We start from the raw sequence: 12,485 nt of genomic DNA, 5'->3' as shown, positions 1-12,485 counted from the left end.
CTCGAGTGAGAGTTGGTGTGGGCGTTGCTGAAGCGGGTCCCGGCCACCGGGCGTCGACGACTGTTGATCGTCGGCACGGTGGTGGTGATTGTCGTGGCCGGTGTGATCATCGGCTTCCTGCGTACCGATCCCGCGGCGCGAACCGCCTCGGCGGCGGTACCGCTGGCGTTGGAGGTGACCCAGCCCGATCCGGTCACCTCGCTGCATGCGCCGATCACGGTGCGCGGTAAGACGACCGGGGCCAAGAGCGTCACCGTCGCGGGTAAACCGGTGACTCCCGGGGCGGACGGCACGTTCGCGCTCACGGTGCCGGGTCCGGCCGCCGGGGCCACCGTGGTCGCCACCGACGGTGACGGCAAAACCGTCACCCAGCCCATCACCACCCGGGCCGAGGTGCCGCGCATTCGCGCGGTGCATGTCACCGCGTACGCCTGGGCCTATGAACCCATGCGCGAAGATGTGCTGAATATGGCGCGCGAGGGGCGGATCGACACCGTTCAGCTCGATATCAAGGATGAGGACGGCGTCGTCGGCTACGACTCGCAGGTGCCGCTGGCCCGCGAATCCGGTGCGTCCGCGGCCATCTACGATGCCGGGTCGGCCCTGAAGACACTGCACGATATGGGTATTCGGGTGGTCGGGCGGATCGTGGCCTTCCGGGACAAGACCATGGCGGAATGGGCGTGGCATGCCGGGCATCAGGACTGGGTGATCCAGAATCCGGGCGGCGGGCCCTACGCGAGTCACTACGGCGCGATCGCCTTCACGAACTTCGCGAGCCCCGAAATGCGCCGCTACAACATCGATCTCGCCACCGAGGCGGCCGGGCTCGGATTCGACGAGATCATGTACGACTACATCCGCCGTCCCGATGGGCCGCTTTCCAGCATGGTGTTCCCGGGACTGGTCGATACGCCGACGGTGTCGATCGCGGAGTTCCTGCGCGAGAGCCGGGATCCGGTGCGGGCGGCGGGCGCGTTCCAGAGCGCGGCGGTATTCGGCATAGCCGCCACCCGGCCCGATGAGATCGCCCAGGACATTCCGCAGATGGCTCGGCATCTCGACTACGTCGCGCCCATGCTCTACCCCTCGCATTGGAATGCGGGTGAATACGATGTGGCGAGCCCGAATTCGCAGCCGTACGACATCATCTTCCGGTCACTCCAGGATTTCCAGCGCCAGGTGGAGGGCACCGGGGCGAAGGTGATTCCGTGGCTGCAGGATTTCAGTCTCGGGGTGAGTTACGGCGATGCCCAGGTGCGCGCGCAGATCGATGCCGCGGCGGCGGTGGGGATTCCGAGCTTCTTCCTGTGGAACGCGTCGGTGAGCTATCACGCGGGGGCGCTCGACCCGGCGTGACGGCTCGACCGGCGGGCCCGGGCGCCTGCTCGACTCGCCTGGGCCGGTGATCCGGTTTCGACCGGGGTGCGGGGGATAGTTGACCGTATAGCTACACCGACCGGTCGGAACTATCCCGCCAGGAGTGCGCATGAGTAGCCCGGAAAAGCGGTCCTTGCTCTCCCGCATCACGCCGAATCAGTGGATCGCCCTGGTCATCACCGTGCTGGCGGTCATCTTCGTGGCCGCGAACCGGAACAAGGTCTCCATCGAATTCCTGCTCGTCTCGGTCACTTCGCCGCTGTGGTTGATCCTGCTGGTGATGTTCGTGATCGGCTGGATCGCGGGCCTGCTCACCGCACGTTCGCGCCGCCGCCGCTAACCGGACATAGGTGAGAATTGGCGCGAAGGCTGAATTCGGCGGAAATCGGTGCTGTACTTGAGCCGGTTTATTACGAATTGGTCTCGGGCTGCGAGGTGGCGCGATGGTTCGGAAGGTCAAGCGGTTCGGTTCGGCGCGGTCGCGGCGGCAGTTGATGCCGCTGCCCGGTGGCTATCCACCGCGGACCGCACCGTACTACCTGGTGCCGATTCGGCCCGCGCAGACTCCGCGCACGGACTACACGGAGCCCGGCGGCGAGATACTGCTGCTGGTGCTCGGACTGCTCTGCTTCGGGGCGGGCGCGGTGCTGGCGGTGCACGGTGTGGTGGTGATCGCCATGGTGCTCATCGCACTCGGCGGTTTCCCCATCTACTTCGCGAAGGTGATCCGCGCCCAGCGCCGGCTATGACGTGCGTTTCATCAGATCGAGCAGGGCGGCGGTGTCGGTCGTGCGCGATCCGCCCGCGAAAGCCAGTGTGGCATAGGCGCGTTCGGCCGCTTCGGGATGTCCCGCGCCGCAGGCGTCGGTCACCATGACCGGGAGATAGCCGAGATCGGTGGCGTGCCGCACGGTGGGTTCGATGCCCACCTCGAGCGCTATGCCCGCGATGGCGAACGAGTCGATTCCCAAGTCCCGCAATACGATATCGAGCGGGGTGCCGACGAACGCCGACATGGCGATCTTGTCGAACACCACCTCATTCGCACCCGGCGCCAACTCGGGCACCAACTGGTACTGGGCCGACCCCTGCGGGAACGCCGCCTGTACCTCGTTGGGGTCGTCCTTACGCTGCCATTCCATCGCGGTCCGCAGCTGCGAGACGCCCGCCGCCGCTACCGGCATCGACATATGCCGGGTGTAGAAGACGCGAAAACCCTTCTCCCGGGCCATATCCCGAATTCGCACGCAGTTCTCGACGATGCGGGCGGAGTCCGGAATCTGCCGCACGATCCCCACCTGCATGTCATAGATGATCACCGCCAGCCGCCCCGGGTCGACCACATCCTCGACCGTCTGCGGAATGCTCAATCCGTACGCGTACCGCACGCCACCCTCACTTGGTCCGGTCATATGGCTCACCGACGTCGACCGAGGTATTCATCAGCGCCTCCAATGGCAGTGGTGCGGTCACCGGCACATACGTCCACTCCAGCAACCCCTTCTTGGTCAGCGGAAAATCGTCGATATACCGCTTCGCCTCCTCCACACTATCCACCTCGAACACGATCACCACCCCTGGTTCGTCGGCCCGGGCGTAGTTCTCCCGCACGATCCCCGCCTTCCACAGCCGCCACACATTGGCGACTTCTTCGGGTAGGAATGGAGTGATGGTCTCCAACGTAACCCCCGGCTTGAAACGATCAAATGTAATGACCTTCATGAGTTTTCGACTCCGTATCGGCAGTTTCGACGCTTGCGTACGGAGTCCATGGAAGCCCGATGATTACAGTCTTACAAGAACGCACTTTCCGGTAAGCACCCCGAGGTAACCATGCCCGCGAAGCGCTACTACTGCCCCGTCGAGGTCACCGTCGACCTCATCGGCGGCAAATGGAAACCCGTAATCCTCGCCCACCTCAAGGAGGGCGCGCACCGCTACGGCGAACTCCGCCGCCGCATGCCGAACACCAGCGAGAAGATGCTCATCCAGCAACTCCGCGAACTCGAGGCCGATGGCCTGGTCCGCCGCACCGCCACCGCCACCATCCCACCCCAGGTCGACTACGACCTCACCGAAGAGGGCTGGAGCCTGGTCCCGGTCCTGACCGCGCTGTACGAGTGGGGCGAAAAGCGCAGCGCCAGAGCGGGAATCACCCTGGAGAACGTCGCCCCGCAGGTGGGTTGAGGATCAGATCAGGTGACTGCCGGGCCGGGGGTCACCCGATGCGGTCGCGCCCGGATCCGGGGAACCCGGGTCGACGGTGACCGTGTGGTGGTCGTCTACGCCGCGGGTGAGTTCGATGTGCAGCGTCGTGCCCGTGGACAGTGCGGTGTGCAGGGTGTCGATGGCGCGCAGGCTTCGGCCGTCGACCGCGGTGAGCACATCGCCGGTTCGGATTCCGGCTTTGTCGGCGGGGGAGTCGGGGGTGACTTCGCGGACCAGCAGGCCGGTGATCGGGGGCAGGCCGACGGCCCGGCGCATGGTGACGGCGAGGTGGGCGGGGGCCAAAGTCATTCCCAGCCCGGGGGATTCGGCGTCGGGGGTCGAGCCCTCGAAGGAGACGAGTAGGCGGTGCAGCAGGGCGCGGAGCGTATCGCGCTCGTCGGGCCCGAGGGCGGACAGCATGCGGTTTTCCAGGTCCAGGTGGGCGGGGGTTACCCGGTCGAGACGTTCGCGGCCCGAATCCGTCAGTGCCACCAGGGTATTGCGGCGGTCGGCGGGGTCGGCGGTGCGGGTCGCCAAGCCTTGCTCGACGAGCCGGTCGACGCGGACGCTGATCGTTCCGGAGGTCAGTCCCAGTTCACGCATGAGGTAGCGCTGGGAGACGCCGCCGGTGTTCTCGTGCAGTCGGAGGGTGGCCAGCGCGATGTAATCCGGTCCGTTGAGGCCGAATTCGACGAATCCGGCTTCGATCTCGGCATCCAGGAAGCGGCGCACCTTACCGAGTCGCTGCACGATCGCGACCGGTGCGAAGTCCAGCTCCGGCTGTACACGTGCCCAGCCCGCCAGCAATCGATCCACCGAATCCGGTGGTCCGGCCTGCTGCGGCCCGGCCGGGTTCGATTCATTTCCGGTTGACGAAGGCATTCGCTCACCTTACGCTTCGGATCAATAGTTTGGACTCAAACTATTGACTCAAGCGAAAGCGAATCACGCATGGACCTGCAACTCGACGGTAAGCGCGCCCTTGTCACGGGCAGTTCTAATGGAATCGGGCGGGCCATCGCGCTCGCCCTGGCCGCCGAAGGGGCGGCGGTCGTGGTGCACGGGCGGGACCCCGAGCGCACCGGGGCGACCGCCGACGCCATCGCGGCGGCGGGCGGCAAAGCCGCGGTGGCCCTTGGCGATCTGTCCTCGGATGATCCGGCCCGCGAGGTGGCCGACACCGCCACGGCGGCTTTCGGTGGAATCGACATCCTCGTCAACAATGCGGGCGGGCTCGGTGCGGACGGCTGGACCACCGCCACCGCGGCGGACTGGCTGGCGCTCTACAACACCAATGTCGCCGCCGCTGTCCGGCTCATCCGGGCGCTCACTCCGGCAATGCGAAATGCAGAGTGGGGACGCGTAATCCAGATCGGCAGTGCCGCGAACCCCAACCCGCTACCGCCGCGCGCCGCCTACAGCGCCGCCAAGGCGGCCCTGGCCAACCTCACCGTCAGCCTCTCGAAAGAACTGTCCGCCACCGGCATCACCGTCAATACGGTCAGCCCCGGCCCGGTTCACCTGCCCGCCTTCGACGATTTCGCGCGCGAGTTCGCCCGAGCCCACCACCTCCCCGACGATATCCCGGCCGCCACCCGCGTCCTGTTGAACGGCCCGCTCGCCAACCCGTCCGACCGGCTCACCGAACCCGCCGAAATCGCCGCCCTCGTAACCTTTCTCGCCAGCCCACTCGCCGCCTCCGTCAACGGCGCGAACCTGCGAATGGACGGCGGTATGGTCCCCACCGTCAACTGAGGTGGTCAGGCCGCGCCGGAGAGGTGGGTCATGAGGCGTTTGCGGTAGGCGTCGAGGATGACCGCGATGATGATCACCGCGCCGGTGACCATGATGCGCTGGAAGTCCGAAACTCCCATCAGGAGTAGGCCGTTGGTGAGGACGCCGAGCAGGCATGCGCCCAGTAGGGTGCCGATGACCGAGCCGCGGCCACCCGACAGGCTGGCTCCGCCGATCACCACGGCGGCGATGGCATTGAGTTCGTAACCCTGGCCGAGGATGGGGCTGGCGACTCCGAGGCGGGCCATGTAGATGACGGCGGCTATGCCCACGCACAGTCCGCCGATGACGAAGCAGACGATTTTGATCAGATTGGTGCGATGGCCCGAGAGTCGCACCGCCTCCTCATTGTTTCCGGTGGCATAGACCAGGCGGCCGAAGACGGTGCGGGACAGGATGAACCAGGCCGCGGCGACGATCAGCAGCGCCACCGCGAAGACGGCGGGTATGCCCGCGATGGTGCGGGTTCCGAAGGCGGTGAGTTCCTTGGGGAGGCTGTAGATGGTGCGGGCATCGGTGTACTGCTCGGCCGCACCGCGTGCGAAATACAGCATGCCGAGCGTGACGATGAAGGACGGAACACGCCAGCGTTCGGTGACGAAACCGCTGATCAGTCCGCAGAGCGCACCGATGACAAGGCTCAATGCGATCCCGGCGGGGATGGAACCGGCCCCGCTGTTCTCCATCGCCTTGCCCGCCACCACCGCGCAGAGCGCGATGACCGAACCCACCGAGAGGTCGATGCCGCCGACCAGGATGACGAAGGTCATCCCCACGGCCAGAATCGTATTCAGGGTGATCTGGGTCATGATGTCGCGGATATTGCCGGTGGTCGCGAAATGCGGTGCGGCGGCGAGGAAGAACGCGGCCAGGGCCACCAGGGCCACGCCGATTCCGGCTTCGCCGAGCACCTGGGTCAGGATGCGGTTGGTGCGGGTGTCGGCTCGTACCGTGCTCAGGGATGTCATGCTGCACCACCGTTTTTCAAGTAGCCCGAGTAGGCGAGGTTGAGGATGTGTTCGGGATCGAAGTCGGGGCGGGCGATTTCGCCGGTGATCCGGCCCGCGGAGAAGACCAGGATGCGATCGCAGACGCCGATGAGTTCGGACAGGTCGGAGGAGACCATCAGCACGCCCTTGCCGGTATCGGCGAGATTCAGTAGCAGCTGGTGGATTTCGTAACGCGCGCCCACGTCGATGCCGCGCGTCGGCTCGTCGACGATCAGCAGATCGGTGTCGGCGGCCAGCCAGCGGCCCAGCACCACCTTCTGCTGGTTGCCGCCGGACAGGGCGCGCACGGTTTGCTCCACCCCGCTCGATTTGATCCGGAGCTTGTCCGAAAGCGCACGCGCCGAAGAGTTTTCGGCTCCACGCCGGAGCAGCCCCAACCCGCTGACCTGGTCCAGGCTGGCCAGGCTCAGATTCGCGGCGATGGACAGATCCAGCACCAGCCCCTGCGCCTTGCGATCCTCGGTGAGCAGGCTGATACCGCGCCGCACCGCCGCGCGCGGATTCGGAATCCGAGTCGCATTGCCGCGCACCGTGACCGCGCCACCGGCGGCCCGATCCGCGCCGAAGATCGCGCGCATGGCCTCGGTGCGCCCGGAGCCGACCAATCCGGCCACCCCCACCACCTCACCGGCGCGCACCATGAACGAGATCGGCGGGGTTCGCGGGGTCACCGTCAACTCCCGCACCCGCAGTAGCTCCGGGCCCAGCTCGCGAGGAGTGACCGGGGGATATTCGGCGGCCAGCTCGCGCCCGACCATCATGCGCACCAGCCCGGGAATGTCCAGCCCGGCGATATCCCGCGCCGCGACCCCGGTTCCATTGCGCAGCACGGTGACTCGATCGCCGATCTCGAAGATCTCGTCGAGATGATGCGAGATGAAGATGATCGCGACGCCCTCCTCCCGCAGCCGCCGCATCACCTTGAACAGCGTGGCCGTCTCGCGCGGGGTGAGCGTGGCGGTGGGCTCGTCCATGATCAGCAGACGGCATTCGGTGGACAGCGCCTTGGCGATCTCCACCAGCTGCATCTGCGCGATGCCGAGCCGCCCGACGGGAGTGTCCGGCGATACGTCGAGGCCGACCTGCTCCAGCAAACCTGCTGCCCGTCTGCGCATTTCACGACGGTCGACAATCCCGAACCGGCGCGGCATGCGCTGCAGGAACAGATTCTCGGCGACGGTCAGCGCGGGCAGCAGCGCCAATTCCTGATGCACGACCTGGATTCCGGCGTGCAGCGCCGCCGCGGCGGATCCGGGCCGATGCTCCGCACCGCCCAGCCGCATCTGCCCGGAGTCCGGCTGTTCCAGTCCCGCAAGGCATTTCACCAGTGTCGATTTTCCCGCGCCGTTCTCGCCGATCAGCACGTGAATCTCTCCGGCGGTGACGCTCAGGTCGACGCCGTCCAGCGCTGTGACGCCCGGATACCGTTTGGTCAGACCGGTGACCTCGAGCAGGACGCCGGCCGTTGATTCGGGGTTCATACCGTTTCCACTACTCTCGCCGATGGACCGGGGTGGAGTCGCTTGGATCGACTCCACCCCGGCCGTGTCCACACCGGGCCCCTCACGCCCCGGCGGTGACCACGTTCATGCGGGTCTTCTGCCAGCCGGTGACCGCCTGCCCATTGATCAGCTGCATGGCCACGTCGATACCGTCGCCCGCCTGTTCGGAGCCGTACTGGTCGAGGGTGGCCAGCATGGGCCCGTTCTTCAGGAACGGCGTGACGGCCGGAATATTGTCGATGGACACGACTTTCACATTCGCGGAGCGTTCCTGGATCACCTTGATCACGCCCAGCGCCATGGAATCGTTGGAGGCGAGTACACCCTGGATATCCGGATGCGCGGTGAGCATATTGCCGAATACCGTGTACGCCTCATCGGTTTCCCAATGCGCGGTCTTGGAATCCAGCAGCGTCAGCTTCGCCTCGGCGACGGTGTCGTTGAAGCCGTTCTTGCGCTGTAGCGCGTTGTCCGCACCCGGATTGCCCTCCAGGATAACGACTTTCCCGCCCGGGACAGCCTTGGCCAGTACATCGCCGACCTGTTTGGCCCCGGCGCGGTTATCCGGTCCCACCAGCGGGATATCCACACCGGCGGCCTTCAGCGCGTCCGGATCGAGTGCCACATCGATATTGACGACCTTGATTCCGGCCTTGCTCGCCTTGACCACCGACTGCACCAGCGCCTTGGAATCGGCCGGTGCGATCACGATCGCCCGCACCTGCTGGGTGATGCATTTGTCGACCAGTGCGATCTGCCCGTCCACATCGGTCTCGTTCTGAATGCCCGCGGTCTGCAGATCGAGCGTGCCGAGCTTGTCGACGTGCTCCTTGGCACCCTTCTGCATCTGCTGGAAATATTCGTTCGCCAGCGATTTCATGATCAGGCAGACCTTGGGCTTCCCGCCGGAGTCCCCGGACGGACCGGATGCGGTCTGTTCGGTGCCGCAGCCGCTCAGTACCAGCGCGGCCGCGGCCGTCACGACGGCGAGTACCGTCCCTGTGCTTCTTTGCATTTCGGATTTACCTCTCTTTGTGGAGCTAGCGCCCGGCGCTGATCGCGGAATCACCGCCGAGCGGGTCCGGGCAGCCGCAGGAGCCGCGCGCGACCAGCGTGGTGGCGTGACTGATCCGGCTGGGCGCCAATCCCGGATCCGCGATCTTGGCGAGCAGCCATTCGACCGCCGCCCGCCCGAGTTGTTCGAAGGGCTGCCGCATGGTGGTGAGCGCGGGCACCGTGTACGCGCTGCCCTCGATACCGTCGAAGGCGCACAGGGCCAGGTCCCGCGGCACCCGCAGACCCAATTCGGCCGCCGCGCGCAGTACCCCGAGCGCCTGCTCGTCACTGGCCACGAACAGCGCCTCGGGCCGATCCGGCCGGGCCAGTAGCGCCCGGCCCGCGCGATACCCCTCGGCCCGCCCGAACGCGGTGTGCACCAGCAGTTCGTCGGCGGGCCGCTGTCCGGCGTCGGCGAGCGCGCGCCGCCACCCCGCGACCCGATCGACGGTCGGATGGATACCGGGCACCCCCGCGATACAGCCGATGCGTGAAAGCCCGTGCCCCAGTAGATGTTCGGTCGCCGCGTACGCGCCGCCCGCATTGTCGACCAGTACATGTGCCGCACCGGGCAGTTCCAATTCCCGATCGAGCACCAGTCGCGGCACGGCGGTTCCGGCGAGTTCGGTGACCCAGCTGCCGATTCCGTGCGCGGGTGCGACGATCAGCCCGTCCACCTGCCGGTCGATGAATATTCGAATGTAGGCGGCCTCGCGCTCGTCCCGGTCCATGGCATTGCCGAGCAGTAGCGTGTATCCGGCCTCGAACGCGACATCCTCGATGGCCCTGGCCAATTCGGCGAAGAACGGATTCGAGTTGTCCGGCACCACCAGCCCCAGCGTCATGGTGCGCGAGGTCTTGAGCGAGCGGGCAACCGCATTGGGCCGGTATCCGAGTTCCTTGACCGCGGCCAGGATTCGCTCCCGCGTCGCCGGGGCGACCCCGCGCGGACCATCGTTCAGGACGTAACTGACCATGGCTTCCGACGTTCCCGCCAGCCGCGCCACATCCCGCCGCGTGACCATATGACCCCGATCAACTCGTGTTGATTGAGGAGTATGCAGCGAATCGGACGCCGCCGGAGCGGATTCGGGAAAACGTTTCAGCAGCGCGGCACGTGGCTAACCGAGCCGGTGGAATCGCGCCTCGAACGGCCGATCAGTTGGGCCGCAGCACCACGAGACCGGGTGTGGTGCCCAGATATTCGCGCAACGGGGTGTCGACCACCTGATACGCGGCGAGCGAGGTGGCATTGCGGAAGACCGGACCATTGGGCGTCGATACGAAGATGCCGACGTGCGTCACATCCAGGCCGGGCTGATCGGCGTAGGCGGCCAGATAATCGCCGGTGCGCAGCTGCGAGATCACCGAATCGGTGACGGCCCCGGCCGGAATGTAGGTGATATTGCGATCGACCGTGGGCAGCCCGGGCAGATACACGCTGCCGTCCGACTTCAGATTGAGGTGCTTGGGAACCGTCACCGCCGCGGGTGTGAGCCCCGCGGTGATATCCGTGGCCGCCGTGCGCGGGGTGTTCGCCCAGTCGGTGAAGAAGTGCTTGCGATTCGCGAAGGCGACCGTGCCATTGGTGTAGCGGGTCTCGGTCAGATTGGTCAGGAAGTCGGCCCGGTTGCTGGAGCGAGTGAGGGCTTCGACGTAGTCGAGGAAGGTGAAGCAGTCCACGCGACGCAGGTCGACAATCAGTTCCTCGGGCTGGGTGGCCGACCCGACCAGCATGTTCGCGCCGTACGGGGTGCCCAGGAAGCGCGCCGACAGCAGATTGATCAGATCACCCTTGGTGGCTCCCGAAGCGGCGGAATTGCGCAGCGCCAGCAGCTCGTCCAGCTTGCTCGCGGAGGCGTCGTCGATGGTCGCGGCGGGCGTGGCCAGGGCGGCGGGACTCAGCAGTCCGGCGCCACCGGCGAGCACCAGAAGGACGAACAGTATGCGGGTGAGGGTGCGCACGTCGCCTCCGGGAAACAGTCGATCGGTGAACGGGTTCGCTCCCCACCGTAGCCGGGTCCGGACCGGTCAGGAATCGAGAAGCGCCGGAACCCGCCTCCGACCTAGCGTTATTCACATGTGCAGCATCTATTTACAGGGCCCGGGCCTGCGGGCCGATGGGGTGCGACGGGTGAGCGTCGCGGTCATCGGAACGGGGCGGGTGGGTCGCGCGGTGGGTTACGCGCTCGCATCCGCCGGGCATTGCGTCGGCTACGGCTCACGCACGCCGGGGCGGGACAGTTTCAGCGTCGCCGATGCGGTGGCGGGCGGTGACGCGGTGCTGGTGGCGATTCCACCGCGGGCCGTCGCCGATTTCGCCCGCGAGCACGCATCGGCGCTGGCGGGCAAGCTGGTGCTCGACGCCACCAATGACGTCATGGGCACCCCCGCCAATGCCGCCGCGATATTCGCCGAATACGCGCCGGACTGCCGATACGTCCGCGCGTTCAACAGCCTCGGCGCGGAGCTCTTCGAGAACCCGATCATCGACGGCGCTCCGGCGGATCTGTTCTTCTCCTGTGCGGAATCGGATCGACCGGAGGTCGAAACGTTGATCACCGCGGTCGGCCTGCATCCGGTCTACGTCGGCGAGAACCATGAATTGGTCGACGGTGTCATGCGGCTGTGGCTCACCCTCGCCATGGGCCGAAACCTGGGCCGCGATATGGCATTCCGCATGGTGACCCGCTGACCTGCGATTGTTCGGCGGCGATTCGGCTCGGCGTGCGCTCCCAGCCAGGCCGGACATAATGCGGCAATGGGTATTTTCAGGCCGACCTGCCCGGTGGGGGAGCTGGAACGGCTCTGGGTCGAGGAAATGCTGAGCTGGTGCGCGGCGCAATTCGGCCCGCGCACCCTGCGCACGCCCGTCGTACTGCCGACCTCGGAATGGTTCCCGGACCCGTACTCCGGGACCGAACCGCAGGTCCGCGCCCTGGTGGACAGCGTCGGCGAGTTCATGGGCGTCCACGGCGATCGCCTTGTGGTGGAGGTCAATTCGGGCCGCGACCCGCTGCCCGAGGGGATGAGCTTCCTGGAGGGCACCGCGAACGGCGAGGCGGGCCACTACCGGCTGGAGCACGGGCGCGCGGTGGTCTCCCTCGATATGGGACGGCTGCGCTCCCAGCTCACCCTGGTCGCGGCGATCGCGCACGAACTCGCCCACGAACGATTGCTGGGTGAGCGGCGCATCGACCGCGACCGCCGCGACGGTGAACAGCTCACCGATCTGGTGACCGTCTACCTGGGCCTGGGTGTCTTCAATGCCAATGCGGCCCTGCAATTCTCCCAGAATCAGCGGGGTTGGCGGTCGCAGCGGCTCGGGTATCTGTCGCAGCCGATGTTCGGCTACGCACTGGCCTGCTGGACGCTGATGCGCGGCGATCCGAAACCCGTCTGGGCCCGGCATCTGGACACCAATCCGCGGGTGTACATGAAACAGGGGCTCAGATATCTGCGCTCCAATCCGGACGCGCTGCCCGATTGGCGCGAGACCCATTGAGCCGCTTGGGCGATGATGGATATGCGCCGC

15 protein-coding genes are annotated in these 12,485 nt (G+C 66.5%); 7 read left to right on the top strand and 8 right to left on the bottom strand.

Annotated elements, in window-relative coordinates; genetic code table 11:
* The first annotated feature begins 24 nt into the window (after positions 1 to 24).
* From ACFC0O_RS10645 to ACFC0O_RS10635, 3 genes are all read left to right on the top strand, one after another.
* The gene (locus ACFC0O_RS10645; protein WP_375955562.1) at positions 25 to 1,359 is read left to right on the top strand and encodes a putative glycoside hydrolase; all 1,335 of its coding nucleotides are present in this window, start codon (positions 25 to 27) and stop codon (positions 1,357 to 1,359) included.
* Between the two features lie 130 nt (positions 1,360 to 1,489).
* Positions 1,490 to 1,720 (top strand): lipopolysaccharide assembly protein LapA domain-containing protein, encoded by a 231-nt coding sequence (locus ACFC0O_RS10640; protein ID WP_364629018.1) that lies wholly within the window; start codon positions 1,490 to 1,492, stop codon positions 1,718 to 1,720.
* Between the two features lie 103 nt (positions 1,721 to 1,823).
* Entirely contained in the window at positions 1,824 to 2,129 is a 306-nt protein-coding gene (locus ACFC0O_RS10635; RefSeq protein ID WP_375955560.1) for a hypothetical protein, read from the top strand.
* On the opposite strand, the gene ACFC0O_RS10630 is transcribed toward ACFC0O_RS10635, so the two are convergent.
* Both ACFC0O_RS10630 and ACFC0O_RS10625 read right to left on the bottom strand, forming a co-directional pair.
* A complete protein-coding gene (locus ACFC0O_RS10630; protein WP_375955559.1) occupies positions 2,124 to 2,792 on the bottom strand; it encodes a cysteine hydrolase family protein in 669 nt (222 codons plus the stop codon). The two genes, ACFC0O_RS10635 and ACFC0O_RS10630, sit on opposite strands and share 6 nt — an antisense overlap.
* Positions 2,776 to 3,102: a hypothetical protein gene (locus tag ACFC0O_RS10625; RefSeq protein WP_364629026.1), complete on the bottom strand. Its 327-nt coding sequence runs from the start codon at positions 3,100 to 3,102 to the stop codon at positions 2,776 to 2,778. The genes ACFC0O_RS10630 and ACFC0O_RS10625 overlap by 17 nt, the downstream gene beginning before the upstream one ends.
* Before the next feature lie 111 nt (positions 3,103 to 3,213).
* Between ACFC0O_RS10625 and ACFC0O_RS10620 the strand changes: the two genes are divergently transcribed.
* Positions 3,214 to 3,567, top strand: coding sequence for a winged helix-turn-helix transcriptional regulator (locus ACFC0O_RS10620; RefSeq protein WP_375955557.1), 354 nt, complete (start codon positions 3,214 to 3,216; stop codon positions 3,565 to 3,567).
* Positions 3,568 to 3,570: 3 nt separating this feature from the next.
* On the opposite strand, the gene ACFC0O_RS10615 is transcribed toward ACFC0O_RS10620, so the two are convergent.
* Positions 3,571 to 4,470 (bottom strand): MarR family transcriptional regulator, encoded by a 900-nt coding sequence (locus ACFC0O_RS10615; protein ID WP_375955555.1) that lies wholly within the window; start codon positions 4,468 to 4,470, stop codon positions 3,571 to 3,573.
* Between the two features lie 69 nt (positions 4,471 to 4,539).
* Between ACFC0O_RS10615 and ACFC0O_RS10610 the strand changes: the two genes are divergently transcribed.
* Positions 4,540 to 5,343: an SDR family NAD(P)-dependent oxidoreductase gene (locus ACFC0O_RS10610; RefSeq protein WP_375955553.1), complete on the top strand. Its 804-nt coding sequence runs from the start codon at positions 4,540 to 4,542 to the stop codon at positions 5,341 to 5,343.
* 5 nt (positions 5,344 to 5,348) lie between these two features.
* On the opposite strand, the gene ACFC0O_RS10605 is transcribed toward ACFC0O_RS10610, so the two are convergent.
* From ACFC0O_RS10605 to ACFC0O_RS10585, 5 genes are all read right to left on the bottom strand, one after another.
* Positions 5,349 to 6,350 carry an ABC transporter permease gene (locus tag ACFC0O_RS10605; RefSeq protein ID WP_364629038.1) on the bottom strand — a complete coding sequence of 334 codons (1,002 nt, stop codon included), beginning with the start codon at positions 6,348 to 6,350 and terminating at the stop codon, positions 5,349 to 5,351.
* A complete protein-coding gene (locus ACFC0O_RS10600) occupies positions 6,347 to 7,873 on the bottom strand; it encodes a sugar ABC transporter ATP-binding protein (protein WP_375955551.1) in 1,527 nt (508 codons plus the stop codon). Before ACFC0O_RS10600 ends, ACFC0O_RS10605 begins: the two co-directional genes overlap by 4 nt.
* 82 nt (positions 7,874 to 7,955) lie before the next feature.
* On the bottom strand, positions 7,956 to 8,909 hold the full coding sequence (locus ACFC0O_RS10595; RefSeq protein ID WP_364629044.1) for a sugar ABC transporter substrate-binding protein: 954 nt from the start codon (positions 8,907 to 8,909) through the stop codon (positions 7,956 to 7,958).
* A gap of 25 nt (positions 8,910 to 8,934) precedes the next feature.
* Positions 8,935 to 9,975 carry a LacI family DNA-binding transcriptional regulator gene (locus tag ACFC0O_RS10590; protein ID WP_364629047.1) on the bottom strand — a complete coding sequence of 347 codons (1,041 nt, stop codon included), beginning with the start codon at positions 9,973 to 9,975 and terminating at the stop codon, positions 8,935 to 8,937.
* 133 nt (positions 9,976 to 10,108) lie between these two features.
* The gene (locus ACFC0O_RS10585; RefSeq protein ID WP_375955549.1) at positions 10,109 to 10,915 is read right to left on the bottom strand and encodes a DUF1460 domain-containing protein; all 807 of its coding nucleotides are present in this window, start codon (positions 10,913 to 10,915) and stop codon (positions 10,109 to 10,111) included.
* 115 nt (positions 10,916 to 11,030) lie between these two features.
* Here ACFC0O_RS10585 and ACFC0O_RS10580 point away from each other — a divergent pair, with 115 nt between their 5' ends.
* Together ACFC0O_RS10580 and ACFC0O_RS10575 are read left to right on the top strand one after the other, a co-directional pair.
* A complete protein-coding gene (locus ACFC0O_RS10580; RefSeq protein ID WP_375955547.1) occupies positions 11,031 to 11,645 on the top strand; it encodes an NADPH-dependent F420 reductase in 615 nt (204 codons plus the stop codon).
* A gap of 66 nt (positions 11,646 to 11,711) precedes the next feature.
* Positions 11,712 to 12,455, top strand: a complete 744-nt coding sequence (locus tag ACFC0O_RS10575; protein ID WP_375955546.1) for a hypothetical protein — start codon at positions 11,712 to 11,714, stop codon at positions 12,453 to 12,455.
* The last annotated feature ends 30 nt before the right edge of the window (positions 12,456 to 12,485 follow it).

This window comes from Nocardia sp. NPDC056100, assembly GCF_042266325.1.
GTDB lineage: Bacteria > Actinomycetota > Actinomycetes > Mycobacteriales > Mycobacteriaceae > Nocardia.
Note: the sequence above shows the minus strand (reverse complement) of the source record. Positions and strands in the feature narration are given on the sequence as shown.

Excerpts from the sequence above, each read along its gene's own strand:
- ACFC0O_RS10640 (WP_364629018.1), top strand. The coding sequence starts at position 1,490 with ATGAGTAGCCCGGAAAAGCGGTCCTTGCTCTCCCGCATCACGCCGAAT.
- ACFC0O_RS10635 (WP_375955560.1), top strand. The coding sequence starts at position 1,824 with ATGGTTCGGAAGGTCAAGCGGTTCGGTTCGGCGCGGTCGCGGCGGCAG.
- ACFC0O_RS10630 (WP_375955559.1), bottom strand. The coding sequence starts at position 2,792 with ATGACCGGACCAAGTGAGGGTGGCGTGCGGTACGCGTACGGATTGAGC.
- ACFC0O_RS10625 (WP_364629026.1), bottom strand. The coding sequence starts at position 3,102 with ATGAAGGTCATTACATTTGATCGTTTCAAGCCGGGGGTTACGTTGGAG.
- ACFC0O_RS10620 (WP_375955557.1), top strand. The coding sequence starts at position 3,214 with ATGCCCGCGAAGCGCTACTACTGCCCCGTCGAGGTCACCGTCGACCTC.
- ACFC0O_RS10615 (WP_375955555.1), bottom strand. The coding sequence starts at position 4,470 with ATGCCTTCGTCAACCGGAAATGAATCGAACCCGGCCGGGCCGCAGCAG.
- ACFC0O_RS10610 (WP_375955553.1), top strand. The coding sequence starts at position 4,540 with ATGGACCTGCAACTCGACGGTAAGCGCGCCCTTGTCACGGGCAGTTCT.
- ACFC0O_RS10605 (WP_364629038.1), bottom strand. The coding sequence starts at position 6,350 with ATGACATCCCTGAGCACGGTACGAGCCGACACCCGCACCAACCGCATC.
- ACFC0O_RS10600 (WP_375955551.1), bottom strand. The coding sequence starts at position 7,873 with ATGAACCCCGAATCAACGGCCGGCGTCCTGCTCGAGGTCACCGGTCTG.
- ACFC0O_RS10595 (WP_364629044.1), bottom strand. The coding sequence starts at position 8,909 with ATGCAAAGAAGCACAGGGACGGTACTCGCCGTCGTGACGGCCGCGGCC.
- ACFC0O_RS10590 (WP_364629047.1), bottom strand. The coding sequence starts at position 9,975 with ATGGTCACGCGGCGGGATGTGGCGCGGCTGGCGGGAACGTCGGAAGCC.
- ACFC0O_RS10580 (WP_375955547.1), top strand. The coding sequence starts at position 11,031 with ATGTGCAGCATCTATTTACAGGGCCCGGGCCTGCGGGCCGATGGGGTG.
- ACFC0O_RS10575 (WP_375955546.1), top strand. The coding sequence starts at position 11,712 with ATGGGTATTTTCAGGCCGACCTGCCCGGTGGGGGAGCTGGAACGGCTC.